The organism is Algoriphagus sanaruensis (genome assembly GCF_001593605.1).
Taxonomy (GTDB): Bacteria; Bacteroidota; Bacteroidia; order Cytophagales; family Cyclobacteriaceae; genus Algoriphagus; species Algoriphagus sanaruensis.
In genome coordinates, this window is record NZ_CP012836.1 from 3,014,145 (window position 1) to 3,030,398 (window position 16,254).

Sequence of the window (16,254 nt, forward strand, 5' to 3'; positions counted from 1 at the left end):
TATGCAGAAATCAAATTTCCAAATGCCCGCATACTTAAAGGCCCTTTCAGTGATGGTTTTCATCATAGTATTGGTTTTCTTTTTGATTGTAGGCAAAAGCTTATTGATTCCCATCTTCATGGGGGGATTTTTTGCAATTTTATTTACTCCGTTGAGTGATTTTCTGGAAAAATATCGAATTCCACGAACGGTGGCTGCAGTAATTTCTTTGCTCACGATGATGCTACTTGTCGCAGGTTTATTAAGCTTCATCATCGGAAATGTGGTAAGTTTTACCCAAGACTTCACGGGTGTATCGGGTAGACTCAGCCAAATGGTAGGGCAAGCTGACCAATGGATTACTGACACTTTTGGCTTACCATCTAACCTAGGTGCTCAGTTGGATTTGGACATCTTACTCAAATACATCAACAAAAATAGCAGTAGTATTTCTGCTTTTGCTTTGGAGACTATCGGTTCCCTAACGGGCTTGGTGCTAATTCCACTATTCATGTTTTTTCTTCTTTTGTATCGGAGTCACCTTACCCAAATGATGGTGATGATCTACAAAGATCATGAACCTCTACAGGTCAAAGAAAAAATAAGTAGTCTCCGAAAGGTTATCCAGAATTACATCATCGGGGTGGGAAAAGTGATGGTCATTTTGGCCATATTAAATATTATTGCCTATTCTATCATCGGAGTCAAGCATGCCGTATTCTTCGGCGTGCTTGGTGCCATATTAAACATTATCCCTTACGTGGGTCCACTAATTGGTGTGACTCTTCCGATCATTTACGCATTTCTGACTATGGATAGTTTGCTCTATCCTGTGTTGATCATTGGAGCTTACCAAATCATTCAACTCTTAGAAGGAAATTTTTTAACTCCAAAGATTGTCGGAGGAAACGTAAACTTGAATGCCTTCATGACATTTTTAGGTTTATTGATCGGAGGATCTATTTGGGGTATAGCAGGAATGATTCTGGTGATCCCAACCCTGGCCATTTTAAGAGAAATATTTGACCTAAGTGAAAACACCAAGCCATTTGCCTTACTACTTGGTGAAGAAAAAGAGGAGAAAAAAGAGGAAACTAAAGACCAATCTCAAGATGAAAAATAAGGTTTGGATAGCACTAGTCCTACTAGGGGTATTTTCATGTGATTCTATAGAAGATAAAAAAGGGCGTTTCCTTCTAAAAGGAAATGAGAAAATGGAGGAAAATGATCCCAAGTCTGCTATTGAGTTTTATCAAGAAGCCATTGAATTAGACTCTTTATATACCGATGCTTATTACAATAAAGCCTTAGCACATTTGAGCCTTAACCAACTAAGCGAAGCCATCGAGGATTTATCAAAAGCCATTCAGCTCCGACCTGATTACGAAGAAGCTATTTTTCAGCGTGGATTATGCTATTTGGATAATGGAGAATTTTATAAAGCTAGAGAGGACGGTGACCGCCTACTTAGCCTGAATCCCGAACTCTGGAAGTCTCATTTTCTTTCAGGTCTTGTCCAAGAAAAGCTAAAAAATTTGGATTCGGCTCTTTCTCATTTTCAAAAAGCTCGAGAACTAAAACCTGATAATTCTGACCTATGGGTCAATGAGGCCACTATTCTCTTTTATCAAAAGCGATTTGAAGAAGCTAAAAATCTCCTTCTGGAAGCCGAGCAACTCAATGCCAACGAATCCAACATTTACAATCTCAGATCAATGATTCTGTTTGAAGAAAAGGATTACGGCTCCGCTTTGGAACAGGTTGAAAAGGCGATAGAATTGGACAATCGACAAGCCTATTTTTACAATAATAAAGGGTTGTATTTACTATTTACCGATCGACTTGAAGAAGGACTAAGCCTGATTAATCAAAGTATTCAAATGGATCCCAAAAATCCATTTGCGCTGCGGAACAAAGGGATTTACTACGTACTAAAAGGTGATAAAGTATCGGCATTGCAATACCTGAACGAAATCAGCCAAGATTATCCAGATATGGAATTGGTTCAGGAATATTTACAGAAAGCGCTCTCTTTATGAGATTTTCTCAGAAATCACTTCTTTAATTTTCTTCAAAAGTTCGGCGGCATCGATGGGTTTTGCTACAAAACCATCAAAGCCACATTCTTCGATTCTTTCCATGATTTCGAGTTTGGCTGCAGCCGTAAGGGCAATAACTGGTATCGAGGAGAACTTCTTGATTTCTGTAGTGGCTTCAAATCCATCCATTTCTGGCATTTGAATATCCATCAAAATACAATCATAAGAATTCTCCCTGACTGCGTTTACAGCCTCTAACCCATTATTTACACGCTCAAAAGTATACCCCCACTTTTTGATAATTTTTCCTAAAACAAGGGCATTGACATCATTGTCTTCAGCCATTAGTAAATGTAAATCTGTCTTTGGAGCTATCTGGGTAATCTGAGTTGAAACTGGTAATTCAGCATCTAAAGCAAGATCAAATTCGAGTTCAAAGAAAAATCTACTTCCAACTCCTACTTCTGATTCCACTGCAATTTTTCCGCCCATCAAGTTTAAAAGCTTTCTGGTAATGGAAAGTCCCAGACCTGTCCCTCCATATTTGGTTGAAAAAGTTGGCTTTACTTGGTCAAAGTCATTGAAAATCTTTTCTTGATGTTCCGGTGCAATTCCGATACCGGTATCTTTCACCTCGAAGTAAACACGGATTTTATCCACTTCTCGACTGAGAAGTTCGGCCTTGACATCTACATTCCCTGCTTTGGTAAACTTCAAGGCATTGGTAATCAAATTATTCAATACCTGAGACATCCTGGTTTTATCTCCTTTTACCATCACTCCCAACTCAGCGGAAGCATGAAGCGTAAGCTTATTTTTTGAATCCTTAGCATGGAAACTCAATCCACTGATAACCTGATTCATCAAATCTCCGAGATGGAAAGGATTGTGCTCGATGGTCAGTTTTCCAGCTTCAATTTTCTGGAAGTCCAACAAGTCATTGATCATGATAATCAGATTGTCCACCGCAAAATTGATGGTATTCAAGGCTGACTTTTGACCCTCGTTTGGATTTTCTTGAATCAATGAATATACGGAACCAGAAATCGCATTGAGAGGAGTTCTCAACTCGTGGCTGATCATCGACAAGAAATCAGACTTGATTTGATTGGCTTTTTCCGCAGCTTCTTTGGCTTCATTTAAAGTGGATTCGAATTCCTTCTGATGTGTGATATCCGTTAGGTATCCATACCACACCATATCTCCATTGCCCAAAGACTGAGGTCTAGCAGCTCCCAAAATCCATCGATAGTGTTGTCCTTGAGTGTCAGATTTGACTCGGAATTGACATTGCCAAGGCTCCATTTTTTTTGCAGAAGCCACAGACGTCATAATTACTTTTGGCAAATCTGCAGGGTGCACTCTTGAAATTGCAGCAGAGAGATCTGTAAGCTCATTGATTTGCTCCGAAGTAATTCCTAATACACTTTGGATTCCCTTTGAAAGGAATGAGAATTTCATTTGGCCTTCCGAATTCAAAACCAATTGGTATAGACCTCCAGGAACTTGCTCAGTCAAATTCAACAAGAACTGGTTGCTGTTTTCAATCGTCTTTTCAAGGCTGACTTTTTCCGAGATATTTTTAAAGGAAAGTTCGAAATACTTCTGATTCAAAAACTCGAAGGAACGGGATGAAACCTCCAAAACCAAGGCCTCCGCGGATTCATTGGAAACTTCAGAAACGGTTTTTCTGATCTTATCTTTTGGAGTTAAATCCTTGATCCAATCTTTCCAGAAAAAGTCTTTTCCAAAAAAAGAATTCAAATCTTGAAGGTGAACGAGGTCTTCAGATTTTGAAAAACCAAATAAACTGCAGAATTCTAAACTAAAAGCAACAATAGAAGCATCAGGACGGATGACGACCATTGATTCTGGACTATTTTCCCAGATGGCTTGTTGAAATTCCAGTGAAGATTTAAGAACCTTATCTTCTTGCTTGTAAGTCAATACTCCCCAGATTTCATCCTGAAAAGTTTTAAATGCCTGAACATAAATCACATCATGATCAGGAGTCAAGAATTCAGAACTAGCTGGGGAAACACTGGTTGTCCCTTTGATTTGATCAATGAAGGATGGGCTTAATTGAGAATTATCCTCTGGTTGTTTTCCCAAAAGCCAAGTCCATGAAAATTCAAGTTCAAGCTCATTTGACTCTGGAAAGTATTTGAACCATCCAACTTTTTCGGATGAATCAGATGCCCGCTTGAGGTTAAGCAAAACTTTCTCTGCTTCTATCTTCAAAGATGAATGGGTGACATCTTTGGCGATTACGAAAAAAGACTCTTCTTGAAACTGAACAGAAAGATCTAAATACTTGATCCCATTATTTTTTGATTGAAATCGAACAACACTCGAAAGCACTTGCTTTGAAGTTTTATGTGATTTCCAAAGACCTTGAAGTTGGGAAAGATCTCCTTCGAAAATAAAAGGACACAGGTTTGTAAAAAGTAATTCTTCAGGATTATATCCTAAAATAGAACTACATATGGGATTGACATAAGTTAGTTGATCACCTTTGCCTACTGCTAAAATTTCCAGACTAGAATTAAAAAACTGATAGGATTCCTTTTTACTTGGAAGCCCCACCGTTTTCAGTTCTCGCCCTTTGTAAAACAAAAAATAATTTGACCCTGAATCTTGGGGTAATTCTAGTTTAAAAGTAAACTCTCTGTCGGCCAAAGAAAGGACAAGTTCCTCTTTAAAAATATATGCATTGATATCAAGACCAAGTCCAACTAAACTACGATCCGAAAGATTTTCTCCAATCGTTTCTTCGAAAGATTCATTTCCATAAAAAATAGAATACGGATAGGTATCATCTGCCAAAAAAACCATCTCCGAAGACTCATAGATGATTTTTTTAAATGTACTATTGATTCCCTTGTCCTGCATTCAGCGCTAGAAATTACTACAACTTTTTAAATTTTGTACTACCCTAGAGTAATTTCCTCAAACATACATCAAATTGTATTTTGTCACAAGTATTTATCTTTTCAAATACACTTTTTTTTATTTAAAAATTCAAATAGTAACTAATTTTAGCCCAAAGTCGAGTTCGAAATCCATTTTGAACATACCCATCCGTCCGATAATCAATCCCCCATTCAATTTTTTCACCTGGATCCAATAATTTTCCAAGCGCCAATGCAATTCGATTCTCAATTTCGAAATCAGAATCCTGAAGACTAAAAATAGATTCAGCGGAAGAATTCAAATAAAATTCTCCCACATCGACTTCTTCACCTTGAAGTGCGATTTCAGAAGAAAGCCGATATCGAAATCTTAACTCCAGGGCCTCACCCTTAATAAAAGTCTGATCAGTTCTAAAGCGATGATTAAGCATGTAAGACCTGAAACGCTGTAAATAAACATATTGCTGAACTAATCTATTGGCATCAGATCCATCTTGAAATCGATGAAAAAGCCCAAATCCAAGGCTTTTGCCGGGACGAATGGATTGATCAAAAAATCCCATAATATCTGTTCGGTAATGGGAAAACTGGAAAATCTCAGGCTGCCTGTTATCAAACCAGACATACTGATTTTCTACTTTGAAGTTTAATTTTTGGGTCTGATTTAGTTTTTTGGTCAAGGATATTTCTGGAAAAAATCCGGTAAAAAATCGAGGTTTTTGTTGCCCAAAGGATTCCGAAAGGATCAGTATAAATACCGCAATTACAAAGATTCGCTTCATCAAAAAATCAGGTTATCTGCAAATCTTTGCTGAACGGGAATTAAAGAAATCAAAGCCCCAGATTCATCAAATAAACCTTCCCAAAGTCTCCAAAACTCCTTTTTACCTTCAAAAACAATTTCATATCGGATCTGAGGTTCAGCAACTTCTCTATTCTGAAAGAAGGTCGCTAACTGGGACATGTCTCCAATATATTGCTTTTGAATTTTCAGAATTTTATGTCCTTGAAAATTCTCAGAAAATTCAAGTTGAACCTTTTCCCAAGAAATTGTTTGAATTTCATCTTCCCGAATTTCGACTTCGACATCGATCAAGTTTCCTGTAGAATCAAATTCAACGCTGTAAAATTGATCCTGTCTCCAAAACTTAGCTTCAAAACTTTTACCTTCTTGAGAATACTCCTCGTACCATTTGACTTTTCTTGCTTTATCAAACGCATAGCTTAGCCATGATGAGGCTTTTACGGGGATTATGCTGGATTTGACTTTGACTTCGCGTTCGAATTTCTCTTGTGCAAAGGATGGAATTCCACCCACAAAATATAGAAATAGAAGCAAGCAAAAGGATCGAGTCATAGGTAAAAATAAAAAAAGCCGCGGCTCAATGAACCGCGGCCCTATTCGTTTCTAAAATTTATTTTGCTGCTGCTTTAATTAGATTTAATGCAGAGCCAGCTTTAAACCATTCAATCTGTCCTTCATTGTAGGTATGATTCGCAGTAATAGTATGCGAGGTACCATCCGCGTGGTTAAGTACAATTTGAAGCGGTTTGCCTGGAGCAAATTCTGTTATTCCTAAGATATCAAAAGAATCATCTTCCTGAATCAAATCGTAATCAGCCGGATTTGCAAATGTCAAAGCAAGCATTCCTTGCTTCTTCAAATTGGTTTCGTGAATTCTGGCAAATGACTTCACCAAAATAGCTCTTACTCCAAGGAATCTAGGTTCCATTGCAGCATGCTCACGAGAAGAACCTTCACCATAGTTTTCGTCTCCTACTACTATAGATCCAATACCTGCAGCTTTATATGCTCGTTGAGTGGCTGGAACCTCTCCATATCCACCAGTCAATTGATTTTTGACAGAATTGGTAGCATCATTAAATGCATTTACTGCTCCAATCAACATGTTGTTGGAGATGTTATCCAAATGACCTCGATATTTCAACCAAGGACCTGCCATAGAAATATGGTCAGTTGTACATTTTCCTTTGGCTTTGATCAAAAGTTTCAATCCTTTAAGATCTGTACCTTCCCACGCAGCAAAAGAATCCAAAAGTTGAAGTCTATCAGATTTAGGATCAACCAATACATTCACCTTTGAACCATCTTCAGCAGGTGCTTGATAACCGGCATCTTCTACTGCAAAACCTTTTTCAGGAAGTTCGAGTCCTTTTGGCTCATCCAATTTCACTTGCTGACCTTCCGAATTAGTCAAGGTGTCAGTCATAGGATTGAATGTCAAATCACCGGCAATAGCCAATGCAGTCACCACTTCTGGAGAAGCTACAAACGCGTGAGTATTCGGGTTACCGTCAGCACGTTTTGCAAAGTTTCTATTAAATGAAGTAATGATGGAGTTCTTCTCTTGCTTTTCAGCACCATGACGAGCCCACTGACCAATACAAGGTCCGCAAGCATTTGCCAATACTACGCCACCCATTTTATCAAAAACACTCAAGAATCCATCGCGCTCCACTGTAAAGCGAACTTGCTCAGAACCTGGAGTAATGGTAAACTCTGACTTAGCAACTAGCTTTTTGTCTACAGCTTGCTGAGCCAAAGAAGCTGCTCTGGAAATATCTTCGTATGAAGAGTTGGTACAAGAACCGATCAAACCAACATCCAATTTTGCTGGCCAACCATTTTCTTTAACAGCAGCAGCAAATTTGGAAAGAGGCCAAGCCAAATCTGGAGTAAATGGTCCATTGACATGAGGCTCCAATTCGGAAAGATTGATTTCGATGACTTGATCAAAGTAAGATGAAGGATCTGCATATACCTCCTCATCACCTGTCAAATGAGCTGCAATAGCATCTGCCATTTCTGCGATATCAGCTCTGCCAGTTCCTTTCAGATAGGCAGCTGATTTTTCATCATATCCAAAAATGGAAGTAGTAGCTCCGATCTCAGCACCCATGTTACAAATAGTGCCCTTACCGGTTGCTGAAAGCGAACGTGCACCTTCCCCAAAATATTCAACAATATAACCAGTACCACCTTTAACTGTAAGAATTCCAGCCACTTTAAGAATAACGTCTTTTGCAGAAGTCCAACCAGACATTTTTCCTGTAAGCTTTACACCGATAAGCTTTGGAAATTTCAATTCCCAAGGCAATCCTGCCATTACGTCGCAGGCATCAGCTCCACCTACACCGATTGCAATCATGCCTAGACCACCAGCATTGGGCGTGTGGGAATCTGTTCCAATCATCATTCCGCCTGGAAACGCATAGTTTTCCAAAACGACCTGGTGAATAATACCCGCACCTGGTTTCCAAAAACCAATTCCGTATTTATTGGAAACAGAGGCAAGAAAATCATATACCTCTTTGTTTTTATCTTTTGCTTTGGACAAATCCTTGTCAGCACCTACTTCTGCTTGGATCAAGTGATCGCAATGTACAGTAGAGGGAACAGCAACTTTATCTTTTCCCGCTTGCATAAATTGAAGTAGCGCCATTTGTGCAGTTGCATCTTGCATAGCCACACGATCCGGCTGAAAATCCACATAGGACTTTCCTCTTCCATATACCTGAGAAGCAGGACCTTCGGTTAAATGTGCGTAAAGAATTTTCTCAGTCAAGGTAAGTGGACGACCTACTATTTTCCTAGCCGCTTCTAGGCGCTCAGGAATTCGGGCGTAAACCTCCTTGATCATCTCGATATCAAAAGCCATCGTTTTGGATATTTTAAGGTGGATAAAAGGTTCGATTTTTTCGTGTGCGAATATAGAAAAAACCCTTCAAAAAGGTAAATCAACTGCAGGACTTACAGGGAATTGATCCTGTTTTCTAACCATTCAACATATATTTTAGAAAAGAACAAACATCATAAGAAAAAGGTATCCAAACCCTGCTAAGAAATACACGAAGGTGTAAGGGAATATTTTTCGAATTGGCACACCAGTAATGGATAATAATGGCAACGCCCAGAATGGCTGGAGTAAATTACTAATCTGATCCCCATAGGCAAAGGCCAAAACAATTTCACCCAAATTCATCCCAAGGTCCTTGGCAGTCAAAAGCAATACTTCCCCTTGGATAGCCCACTGTCCACCTCCAGAGGGGATTAGTAAATTGACTCCAGCGGCTGAAATAAATGCCACCGCAGGAAAAGTGGATTCACTTGTATTATTGATTAAATATTCTGAGATCAATCGAATTATTCCTGAACCACCCAAAAGTCCAAGTATGCCCGCGTAAAACGGGAATTGAAGAAAGATTTCTGAAGAAGCTTTTAATCCATGACCTACTGAAACAATCATTCTTTCTGAACTTTTATAAAAAAAGAGAGTCAATCCTAACAAAAGGAAAATAACCCAATTCAAGGAGAATTTTTGAATGATCCCTTTTTCAGATAAAAATGTAATTCCAACCAAAACAAGGATTAAGAAAATCCCTGCATAGTATCCATACCTATCTTCTTTTCCTGGACTGATTGGATGAAATGGGACACCTTCCACTTTTTCATCTTGCTTGGACGAAATCTTATTTAATAGCAGGGTAGTCAGCACAAAAACAAGAAAAAGTCCTCCTGAAATCACAAAATTTTTACCGGAGAAAAGGGTTTCTTCCACAGAAATTACCCCTGTAGTCTGAACCAAAAAGTGGTTTTGATCGGCTACAGCTAAAGGCGCTGAAGCTGATAGACCTCCATGCCAAATCGCCATACCTAGATAACCTGCTGCTGCCAACAATCCGGGATTTGAAGGAATGCCTTTGTTTTGAAAAGTTTTCTGGACCGTTTTAGCCAGAATTGCTCCTATGATTAAGCCAAAGCCCCAATTAAATAAACCAGCCACCATGGTGACCAATGCCACCAACAAAAGTCCCTGCATGAAATTAGAAGGCTTTGAAGCCAATCTTACTAAAAATCTATTGACTGGCTCAAATAGCGCTAAGGAATACCCCAAAGTCAGAATCATCATCATTTGTAGGGTAAATCCCAATAAACTAAAAAAACCATCAAACCAAAGCTCAATCGTTTTTCCAATCGCTTTGGGTATTTCCATGGCTCCTGATTGATTAAATATTGCCGCCAGAAATGCCATTAAAGTCAGTAGTAAAACTAAACCGAATGGAGTAATACTTTCAATCCATCTTTTTTTAGTGAGAAATGCCATCAATATTTTTATAGTTGAATTTTTTGATTTAGTATTAAGCCTAGTTTATTGCTGAAAGACAAACATCTTTCAAACCAGTTTTTCTTCGATGGATTTTGTAATTAATTCATATTCTTTAGTCCTATTTATTTCCAGTCTGATAGTCTATGGCTTGTCTTCTTATATTTTATTTAAGGTAGATGATGCTTTACGGTGGATTGCTTTCACCATGATGTCTTTCTCGTTTTGGGGATTTTTTTATGGCATGGAACTGACCAGTCAGACCATGGAGCAGATGCTGATTTGGAGTAAGGTTCAGTACCTAGGTCTGGTATTTGCCCCCGCATGCTGGTTGGTTTTTACGTTAAAATATGCTGGTATTGACGATGGAAAAGGGAAATTCATTCAAAATAGTATTTTCATACTTCCAATAGTAACCTACATTCTAGTACTTAGCAATAGTTGGCATCACTTACACTATAAAAACACTTGGGTCATTCAAGATGGACCTTTTCCAATTTTAGGAATAGAAAAAGGCCCTTGGTATTTGGTTCAAATCGCCTATGCCTATGCTTATTATGCGATTGGTACTTATGTACTTTGGAAAAACTTTAAATCAGCCAACCTCCATTTCAAAACCTTAACGAAAATCCTGATCATTGCAGGATTCCTTCCACTCTTTGTCAATATCCTTTATCAATTAGCTTGGTTTAAACCTTTTGAAGGGTTAGACTTTACTCCTTATGCCTTTTTGTTCACCTATTCATTATTAGGAATTGCAATCATTCGATTCAATTTTCTAAACATTTGGCCGATCGCAAGGGACAAAATCTTGGAGGTAATGAGTAGAGGTGTTTTGGTGTTTGATCATCGAAATATTCTAGTTGATTTCAACAAGGCTGCTCGGGATTACTTCACTGAACCCGAATATATTGTACTTGGTCAAAGTGCTGAAAAAGTGTTCACTAACTCTCCTCACCTACTTGACCTTGTCAATCGGAAAGAAAATGAAAAATTTCAAAATAAAATCAGGGTTAAAGATTTTGAAAAGACCTACGAATTAGAGTCCGTGAAGCTTTTGAATTCCCAATCCTTAATAACGGGAACCTTGATTTTCATTGATGATATTACGCATGATGTTTTAACCCAAGAGACTTTACAGCAGCAAGCACAGGAACTCAAGCAACTTAATGAACTGAAAGACAAATACTTCAGCATTATTTCTCATGATTTAAAGGGACCTGTTTTTGGAGTCAAAGAATTGATCTATTTAACTACTACAGGAATTATTTCTGAGAAGGAATTTTTGGAGATGCTTCCAGAGGTTTCTAAAAACATGGAGCATGTTGCCATTTTATTGGAAAACCTATTGGCCTGGACAAGTAGTCAACTTCGAGGAGAATACATTCAGATCCAGCGTCTAGATTTAAATCGAATTATTCAAAATCAAAAAAGTCTCCTAGATCGAATTGCCAAAGACAAAAACATTGAAATAGTCCTTCAGACCCAAAAAGAAATTACCATAAACGGGGATAGAAATATGATGGATTTAATTTTTAGAAATCTAATTTCAAATGCCATCAAGTTTTCCAATCCAAATTCAAAGGTGGAAATTTCCTGTATGCTTGACCAAGACCTCATTCAAATCAAAATCAAGGATTATGGAGTGGGGATTCCCGAAGAAAATCTAATTAAGCTGAACAATGGCGTTTCATTCTCTACAAGAGGTCAGAGTAATGAAAGCGGCACTGGATTGGGGATGCTTATGGTCAAAGAATACATTCAAAAGAACAATGGCTCTCTTCAAATTTTTTCTAAGCAAGGAGAAGGATCCGAATTTATTGTTTCTTTTCCTTTAGCAAAGGATGAAGATTAGGCTAAAGAAAGTAGAAAATCCATCGTATCCACTTGATCTGCATAATCCCATGGTTTAGGCTGTTGTGCCATTCCGAATTGGATTTTATCTCCTTTACCATCACGGGTCAAAATACATTGGATTTTATGTTGAATGGAACCTAAACGCTCCTCCAGTTCCTCTAAATCAGTATAAAACTCATAATAAAGTACTCCAATTGGAGAGACCAACTCCTTACTTTCTTTGAGCAATAGAAAGCCATTGTCTAAGTGATGTTCTTTATTTACTAGATAAATGGATTTATTGTATTCATAATTATTGAGGTATTTATGGTGGTCTTTCACCCATGAAAATACTTCTAAGGCATCCAAAAGCTGAGTTAATTGGGATTCATTCTTAACATAAACTTTGGATACATTTCTACAGCCTAATCCAAAATAAAGAAAGATATCTTTTCCAAGATTCTGAAGTTCCTGAATTGATTCCCCGCCTTCCAGTATAGCAACTGAGGTTCTATTTGCTCGGATCACACTTGGATATTTTCCAAAGTAGTAGTCAAAATAACGAGATGAGTTATCACTACCCGTAGCGATATAAGCCTGCTTGCCTTTCAGCATTTCTTGCACAACGATTCGATCCGAAAATAAAGGCTGGACCTCGATCAATTTTCCGATGATCCAATTCATCAAGATAGCATCACCAGAACTCATCTTTACATGAGCATCATTTCCAGAAAGCAATACAACCATCAAATCATGGAAACCTACTCCTGGAATATTTCCAGCCATCAAAATTCCAACTTGCTTTCTTGGTTCTAGATGAGAAAAAGAATATTTGGAGACCCACTGGTTTAAATATTCCTCATGGGTTAGAATCCTAATTCCAGCCAACGCCTCATCCACCGAACGGGAGGTAAACCAATTATTTGAGTTTTCAATCCTCCGCAATAAAGTCTCTCTCTCCTCATCTTTAAGGTTTTGAATTGAATTACCTAATGACACAAAGGCCTGGACTCGTTCAGAAATTGACATTGAATGATTCATGGCACAAAGTTAGGACAAACTCTTATGCTTGGAATTATTTTAAATTAATTAGTATGACAACTTTTTTTTGTCCTTAAAGCTGATCTGATGTACTTTTGAGGAAAATTGAAAGAACTATGGCAATCATGATCACAGACGAATGCATCAATTGCGGTGCATGCGAACCTGAATGTCCAAATACAGCAATCTATGAAGGTGGAGTCGAATGGACTTGGGGTGGTGGAACCAACCTTAAAGAAGTGACTCTAGAAGACGGAACTGTGGTAAGCGGAAGCGAAAAGCAAGACCCTGTTTCTGACGAATTTTATTACATCGTGACTGCAAAGTGTACGGAATGTAACGGCTTTCATGAAGAGCCTCAGTGTGCTGCAGTATGCCCAGTTGACTGCTGTGTCGATGATCCAGATCATCGTGAAACAGAGGATGAATTACTGGCCAAAAAAGCATTTTTACATGGAGAATAAAGTGGCAATTGCCACTTTATTTTTTGTTTAATTTCTTCCTTTGCTTGTGGATTTTTAACTTTTTATCACTGATTTCAACCCTTTTTTTAAAAAAAATCAAAAATGCTTTTGAATTATAGTTGGTATTTGTTTTAACTTAGTTTCACTAATTAACTTCAACCTTAACCAGACAGCACTGTGGAAGATCATCGAGGGTACGATAGAGAGGAGATATTCTCTAAAAAAGTAAAAGCAGGTAAACGGACTTATTTTTTTGACATCAAATCCACCAGAGGAAACGATTACTACCTGACTATTACAGAAAGTAAAAGAAGAATGAATGGAGATAACTTCTCCTATGAAAAGCACAAAATATTTCTTTACAAAGAAGACTTCTTCAAATTCGTACAGGCTCTAAATGAGGCTGTAGACCATATTAAAAATGATTTAATGCCTGAAGTTGATTTTCAGCAATTTGAAAATGAAGATTCAGAAAATGAATTAAATGACGAGTTACGCTGGGAATAATTTCCTGACTTGAGACTGTCGTTAATCACGTATATTTGAAGGAGGCTTAAAGCCTCCTTTTCCATTTAATTGATATGCAGCGGTTCTTTGTTTATCTGGCTCTTTTTTTAGTTGTGTTTCTGGCTATAGGATGGTATTTCTCAAATATCGCCCTGTATTTTGTCATTTCGTTGATTTTGGCAGCATTACTTCGACCTCTTACCAATCGAATCAACGAATTTCACCTTGTAGGTCAACATACTCCCCGCTGGATAGCTATCCTCCTCTCCTATGCAGCAATTATTCTTTTAACCTTCAGTTTGGGGCTTCTTTTCTTCCCCTTAATAAAAGAACAAATATCCGTTTTGAGTCAATTGAATGTAGAGACGATATACTATCAGATCCAGCAGCCTGTGACTCAGTTCGAGAATTTTTTATTGAAGTTTCAGCTCATCGACCAAAAACCAGGTGAGTTGTTTTCCCAGTTACAAAACTCCGTCCTTGAAGCGATAAAGAGATTTGATGTAGGAGGATTTATCAGCGGGATTATTGGTTTAACAGGAAGTGTTTTGGTAGGAACTTTGGCAGTTGCATTTATTACTTTTTTTCTACTGCTCGAAAATGGACTCCTACGGAGAAATATTTTAAACCTTATTCCAAATTCATACTTCGAACTGTCAGTTGCCACATTTACTAAAGTCGAAAAACTTTTATCCAATTACTTGTCCGGATTGCTAATTCAGGTTTTAGCTATTTTTTCTATGGCAGCTTTAGGTTTATCAATAGTCCAAGTTCCTTATGCCTTGACTATTGCGCTTTTTGCAGCAATTGCCAATTTGATCCCATATGCTGGACCAATTTTAGGTACCGTATTTGGAATCATCGTGGGCATTTCAACAGGAACATTTGCCAGCGATCAAGAATACACCTACTTCTTGGTTAAAGTACTTTCAGTTTTTGCTGCCGTCCAATTGACGGACAATGTCCTGCTCCAGCCGATGATTTTCTCCAAATCAGTAAAAGCACATCCCCTTGAAATATTTGTTATTATCTTTGCCGGTGCAAAAATCGCCGGCATTGTGGGGATGATTTTTGCTATTCCTGTTTACACCATTTTCCGTGTTTTGATAATGGAGTTTTACAAGGGATACAAGTCTTATCGAATCTTTAAAATTAAAGCAACAAATTAATGGCATTACAATGTGGCATTGTGGGTCTTCCAAACGTTGGGAAATCCACATTGTTTAATGCGCTTTCTAGCGCAAAAGCAGAGGCAGCAAACTTTCCATTTTGTACGATTGAACCTAATGTCGGTGTGGTTTCCGTCCCTGATAAACGCCTTCAAATCCTAGAGGGATTGGTTAATCCACAGCGAGTTGTACCTACGATTATTGAATTTGTAGATATTGCAGGCCTCGTTAAAGGAGCTTCAAAAGGTGAAGGACTGGGAAATAAATTCTTAGCCAATATTCGTGAAGTGGATGCCATAATCCATGTAATCAGATGCTTTGATGACAATAATATCGTACACGTGGCGGGTGGTGTTGATCCAATTTTTGACAAAGAAGTAATTGACACCGAGCTTCAACTCAAGGACTTAGAATCGATTGATAAAAAAATCTCCAGAATCGAGAAAATTGCGAAATCTGGAGATGCAAAGGCCAAGCGTGAACTGGAAGTTCTTAACCAATTCAAAACTGGTCTTCAATCAGGATTAAATGCACGAGCTATTGAGGTTGACAAAGAAGATTTGGAAGCAGTACGAGACCTACATCTACTCACCATCAAGCCCGTACTTTATGTAGCAAACGTAGATGAAAGTAGCATACTTACCGGAAATCAATACGTAGACCAACTTAAAGAAAAAGTAAAGGAGGAAAACGCAGAGGTGATCGTACTATGTGCAGCCATCGAATCTCAAATTGCTGAATTTGAAGATGCTGATGAAAAGGCAATGTTCCTGGGTGAATATGGCTTGGATGAAAGCGGACTAAACAAGCTGATTTCAGGTGCCTATTCTTTGCTTAACCTCATCACCTATTTCACCGCCGGAGTCCAAGAAGTACGTGCGTGGACTATTCGCAGAGGATGGAAAGCTCCTCAAGCAGCAGGCGTAATCCATACTGATTTTGAACGTGGATTTATCAAGGCAGAGGTAATTAAGATCAGTGATTATCAAAACTTCAAAACTGAGGCCGGCTGTAGAGAAAATGGAAAAATTGCAATTGAAGGGAAAGAATATGTCGTGCAAGACGGCGATATCATGCATTTCCGATTCAATGTTTGATAATTATTAAATTTTCTTTGTAGTTTTAAAGCTTATTCACCCAAAAAGCATTTTATACAAAAGATTGTCTCATTTTATTTTTAA

At 38.1% G+C, this 16,254-nt stretch carries 13 protein-coding genes; 7 read left to right on the plus strand and 6 right to left on the minus strand.

The features are described from left to right. The first annotated feature begins 1 nt into the window (after position 1). Entirely contained in the window at positions 2-1,102 is a 1,101-nt protein-coding gene (locus tag AO498_RS13255) for an AI-2E family transporter (protein WP_067548551.1), read from the plus strand. Next, a complete protein-coding gene (locus AO498_RS13260) occupies positions 1,092-2,018 on the plus strand; it encodes a tetratricopeptide repeat protein (protein ID WP_067548553.1) in 927 nt (308 codons plus the stop codon). The genes AO498_RS13255 and AO498_RS13260 overlap by 11 nt, the downstream gene beginning before the upstream one ends. On the opposite strand, the gene AO498_RS13265 is transcribed toward AO498_RS13260, so the two are convergent. From AO498_RS13265 to AO498_RS13285, 5 genes are all read right to left on the minus strand, one after another. Next, entirely contained in the window at positions 2,013-4,910 is a 2,898-nt protein-coding gene (locus AO498_RS13265; protein WP_067548556.1) for an ATP-binding protein, read from the minus strand. The two genes, AO498_RS13260 and AO498_RS13265, sit on opposite strands and share 6 nt — an antisense overlap. A 121-nt stretch (positions 4,911-5,031) precedes the next feature. Continuing rightward, positions 5,032-5,712, minus strand: a complete 681-nt coding sequence (locus AO498_RS13270) for a DUF2490 domain-containing protein (RefSeq protein ID WP_067548559.1) — start codon at positions 5,710-5,712, stop codon at positions 5,032-5,034. Beyond that, positions 5,712-6,287, minus strand: coding sequence for a hypothetical protein (locus AO498_RS13275; RefSeq protein ID WP_067548562.1), 576 nt, complete (start codon positions 6,285-6,287; stop codon positions 5,712-5,714). Before AO498_RS13275 ends, AO498_RS13270 begins: the two co-directional genes overlap by 1 nt. Positions 6,288-6,345: 58 nt before the next feature. After that, positions 6,346-8,610, minus strand: a complete 2,265-nt coding sequence (locus AO498_RS13280; RefSeq protein WP_067548564.1) for an aconitate hydratase — start codon at positions 8,608-8,610, stop codon at positions 6,346-6,348. Between the two features lie 135 nt (positions 8,611-8,745). After that, on the minus strand, positions 8,746-10,056 hold the full coding sequence (locus tag AO498_RS13285) for a TIGR00366 family protein (RefSeq protein ID WP_082792237.1): 1,311 nt from the start codon (positions 10,054-10,056) through the stop codon (positions 8,746-8,748). A gap of 88 nt (positions 10,057-10,144) precedes the next feature. Between AO498_RS13285 and AO498_RS13290 the strand changes: the two genes are divergently transcribed. Then, entirely contained in the window at positions 10,145-11,911 is a 1,767-nt protein-coding gene (locus AO498_RS13290; RefSeq protein ID WP_067548570.1) for a sensor histidine kinase, read from the plus strand. Here AO498_RS13290 and AO498_RS13295 read toward each other — a convergent pair. Further along, positions 11,908-12,933: an acyl-CoA reductase gene (locus AO498_RS13295; RefSeq protein ID WP_236778601.1), complete on the minus strand. Its 1,026-nt coding sequence runs from the start codon at positions 12,931-12,933 to the stop codon at positions 11,908-11,910. The genes AO498_RS13290 and AO498_RS13295 overlap by 4 nt on opposite strands. A gap of 116 nt (positions 12,934-13,049) precedes the next feature. On the opposite strand from AO498_RS13295, the gene AO498_RS13300 reads away from it, so the two are divergent. The 4 genes from AO498_RS13300 to ychF all read left to right on the plus strand — a co-directional run bounded on the left by AO498_RS13300 (position 13,050) and on the right by ychF (position 16,170). Beyond that, a complete protein-coding gene (locus tag AO498_RS13300) occupies positions 13,050-13,397 on the plus strand; it encodes a 4Fe-4S binding protein (protein WP_067548576.1) in 348 nt (115 codons plus the stop codon). 177 nt (positions 13,398-13,574) lie between these two features. After that, a complete protein-coding gene (locus AO498_RS13305; RefSeq protein ID WP_067548579.1) occupies positions 13,575-13,904 on the plus strand; it encodes a DUF3276 family protein in 330 nt (109 codons plus the stop codon). A gap of 74 nt (positions 13,905-13,978) precedes the next feature. Further along, on the plus strand, positions 13,979-15,073 hold the full coding sequence (locus tag AO498_RS13310) for an AI-2E family transporter (RefSeq protein WP_067548581.1): 1,095 nt from the start codon (positions 13,979-13,981) through the stop codon (positions 15,071-15,073). Next, positions 15,073-16,170 carry a redox-regulated ATPase YchF gene (gene ychF, locus AO498_RS13315; protein ID WP_067548584.1) on the plus strand — a complete coding sequence of 366 codons (1,098 nt, stop codon included), beginning with the start codon at positions 15,073-15,075 and terminating at the stop codon, positions 16,168-16,170. Before AO498_RS13310 ends, ychF begins: the two co-directional genes overlap by 1 nt. The last annotated feature ends 84 nt before the right edge of the window (positions 16,171-16,254 follow it).

What these genes read in the sequence shown, in the direction of transcription:
- AO498_RS13255 (WP_067548551.1), top strand. Translation starts at nt 2, where the DNA reads ATGCAGAAATCAAATTTCCAAATGCCCGCATACTTAAAGGCCCTTTCA.
- AO498_RS13260 (WP_067548553.1), top strand. Translation starts at nt 1,092, where the DNA reads ATGAAAAATAAGGTTTGGATAGCACTAGTCCTACTAGGGGTATTTTCA.
- AO498_RS13265 (WP_067548556.1), bottom strand. Translation starts at nt 4,910, where the DNA reads ATGCAGGACAAGGGAATCAATAGTACATTTAAAAAAATCATCTATGAG.
- AO498_RS13270 (WP_067548559.1), bottom strand. Translation starts at nt 5,712, where the DNA reads ATGAAGCGAATCTTTGTAATTGCGGTATTTATACTGATCCTTTCGGAA.
- AO498_RS13275 (WP_067548562.1), bottom strand. Translation starts at nt 6,287, where the DNA reads ATGACTCGATCCTTTTGCTTGCTTCTATTTCTATATTTTGTGGGTGGA.
- AO498_RS13280 (WP_067548564.1), bottom strand. Translation starts at nt 8,610, where the DNA reads ATGGCTTTTGATATCGAGATGATCAAGGAGGTTTACGCCCGAATTCCT.
- AO498_RS13285 (WP_082792237.1), bottom strand. Translation starts at nt 10,056, where the DNA reads ATGGCATTTCTCACTAAAAAAAGATGGATTGAAAGTATTACTCCATTC.
- AO498_RS13290 (WP_067548570.1), top strand. Translation starts at nt 10,145, where the DNA reads ATGGATTTTGTAATTAATTCATATTCTTTAGTCCTATTTATTTCCAGT.
- AO498_RS13295 (WP_236778601.1), bottom strand. Translation starts at nt 12,933, where the DNA reads ATGAATCATTCAATGTCAATTTCTGAACGAGTCCAGGCCTTTGTGTCA.
- AO498_RS13300 (WP_067548576.1), top strand. Translation starts at nt 13,050, where the DNA reads ATGGCAATCATGATCACAGACGAATGCATCAATTGCGGTGCATGCGAA.
- AO498_RS13310 (WP_067548581.1), top strand. Translation starts at nt 13,979, where the DNA reads ATGCAGCGGTTCTTTGTTTATCTGGCTCTTTTTTTAGTTGTGTTTCTG.
- ychF (WP_067548584.1), top strand. Translation starts at nt 15,073, where the DNA reads ATGGCATTACAATGTGGCATTGTGGGTCTTCCAAACGTTGGGAAATCC.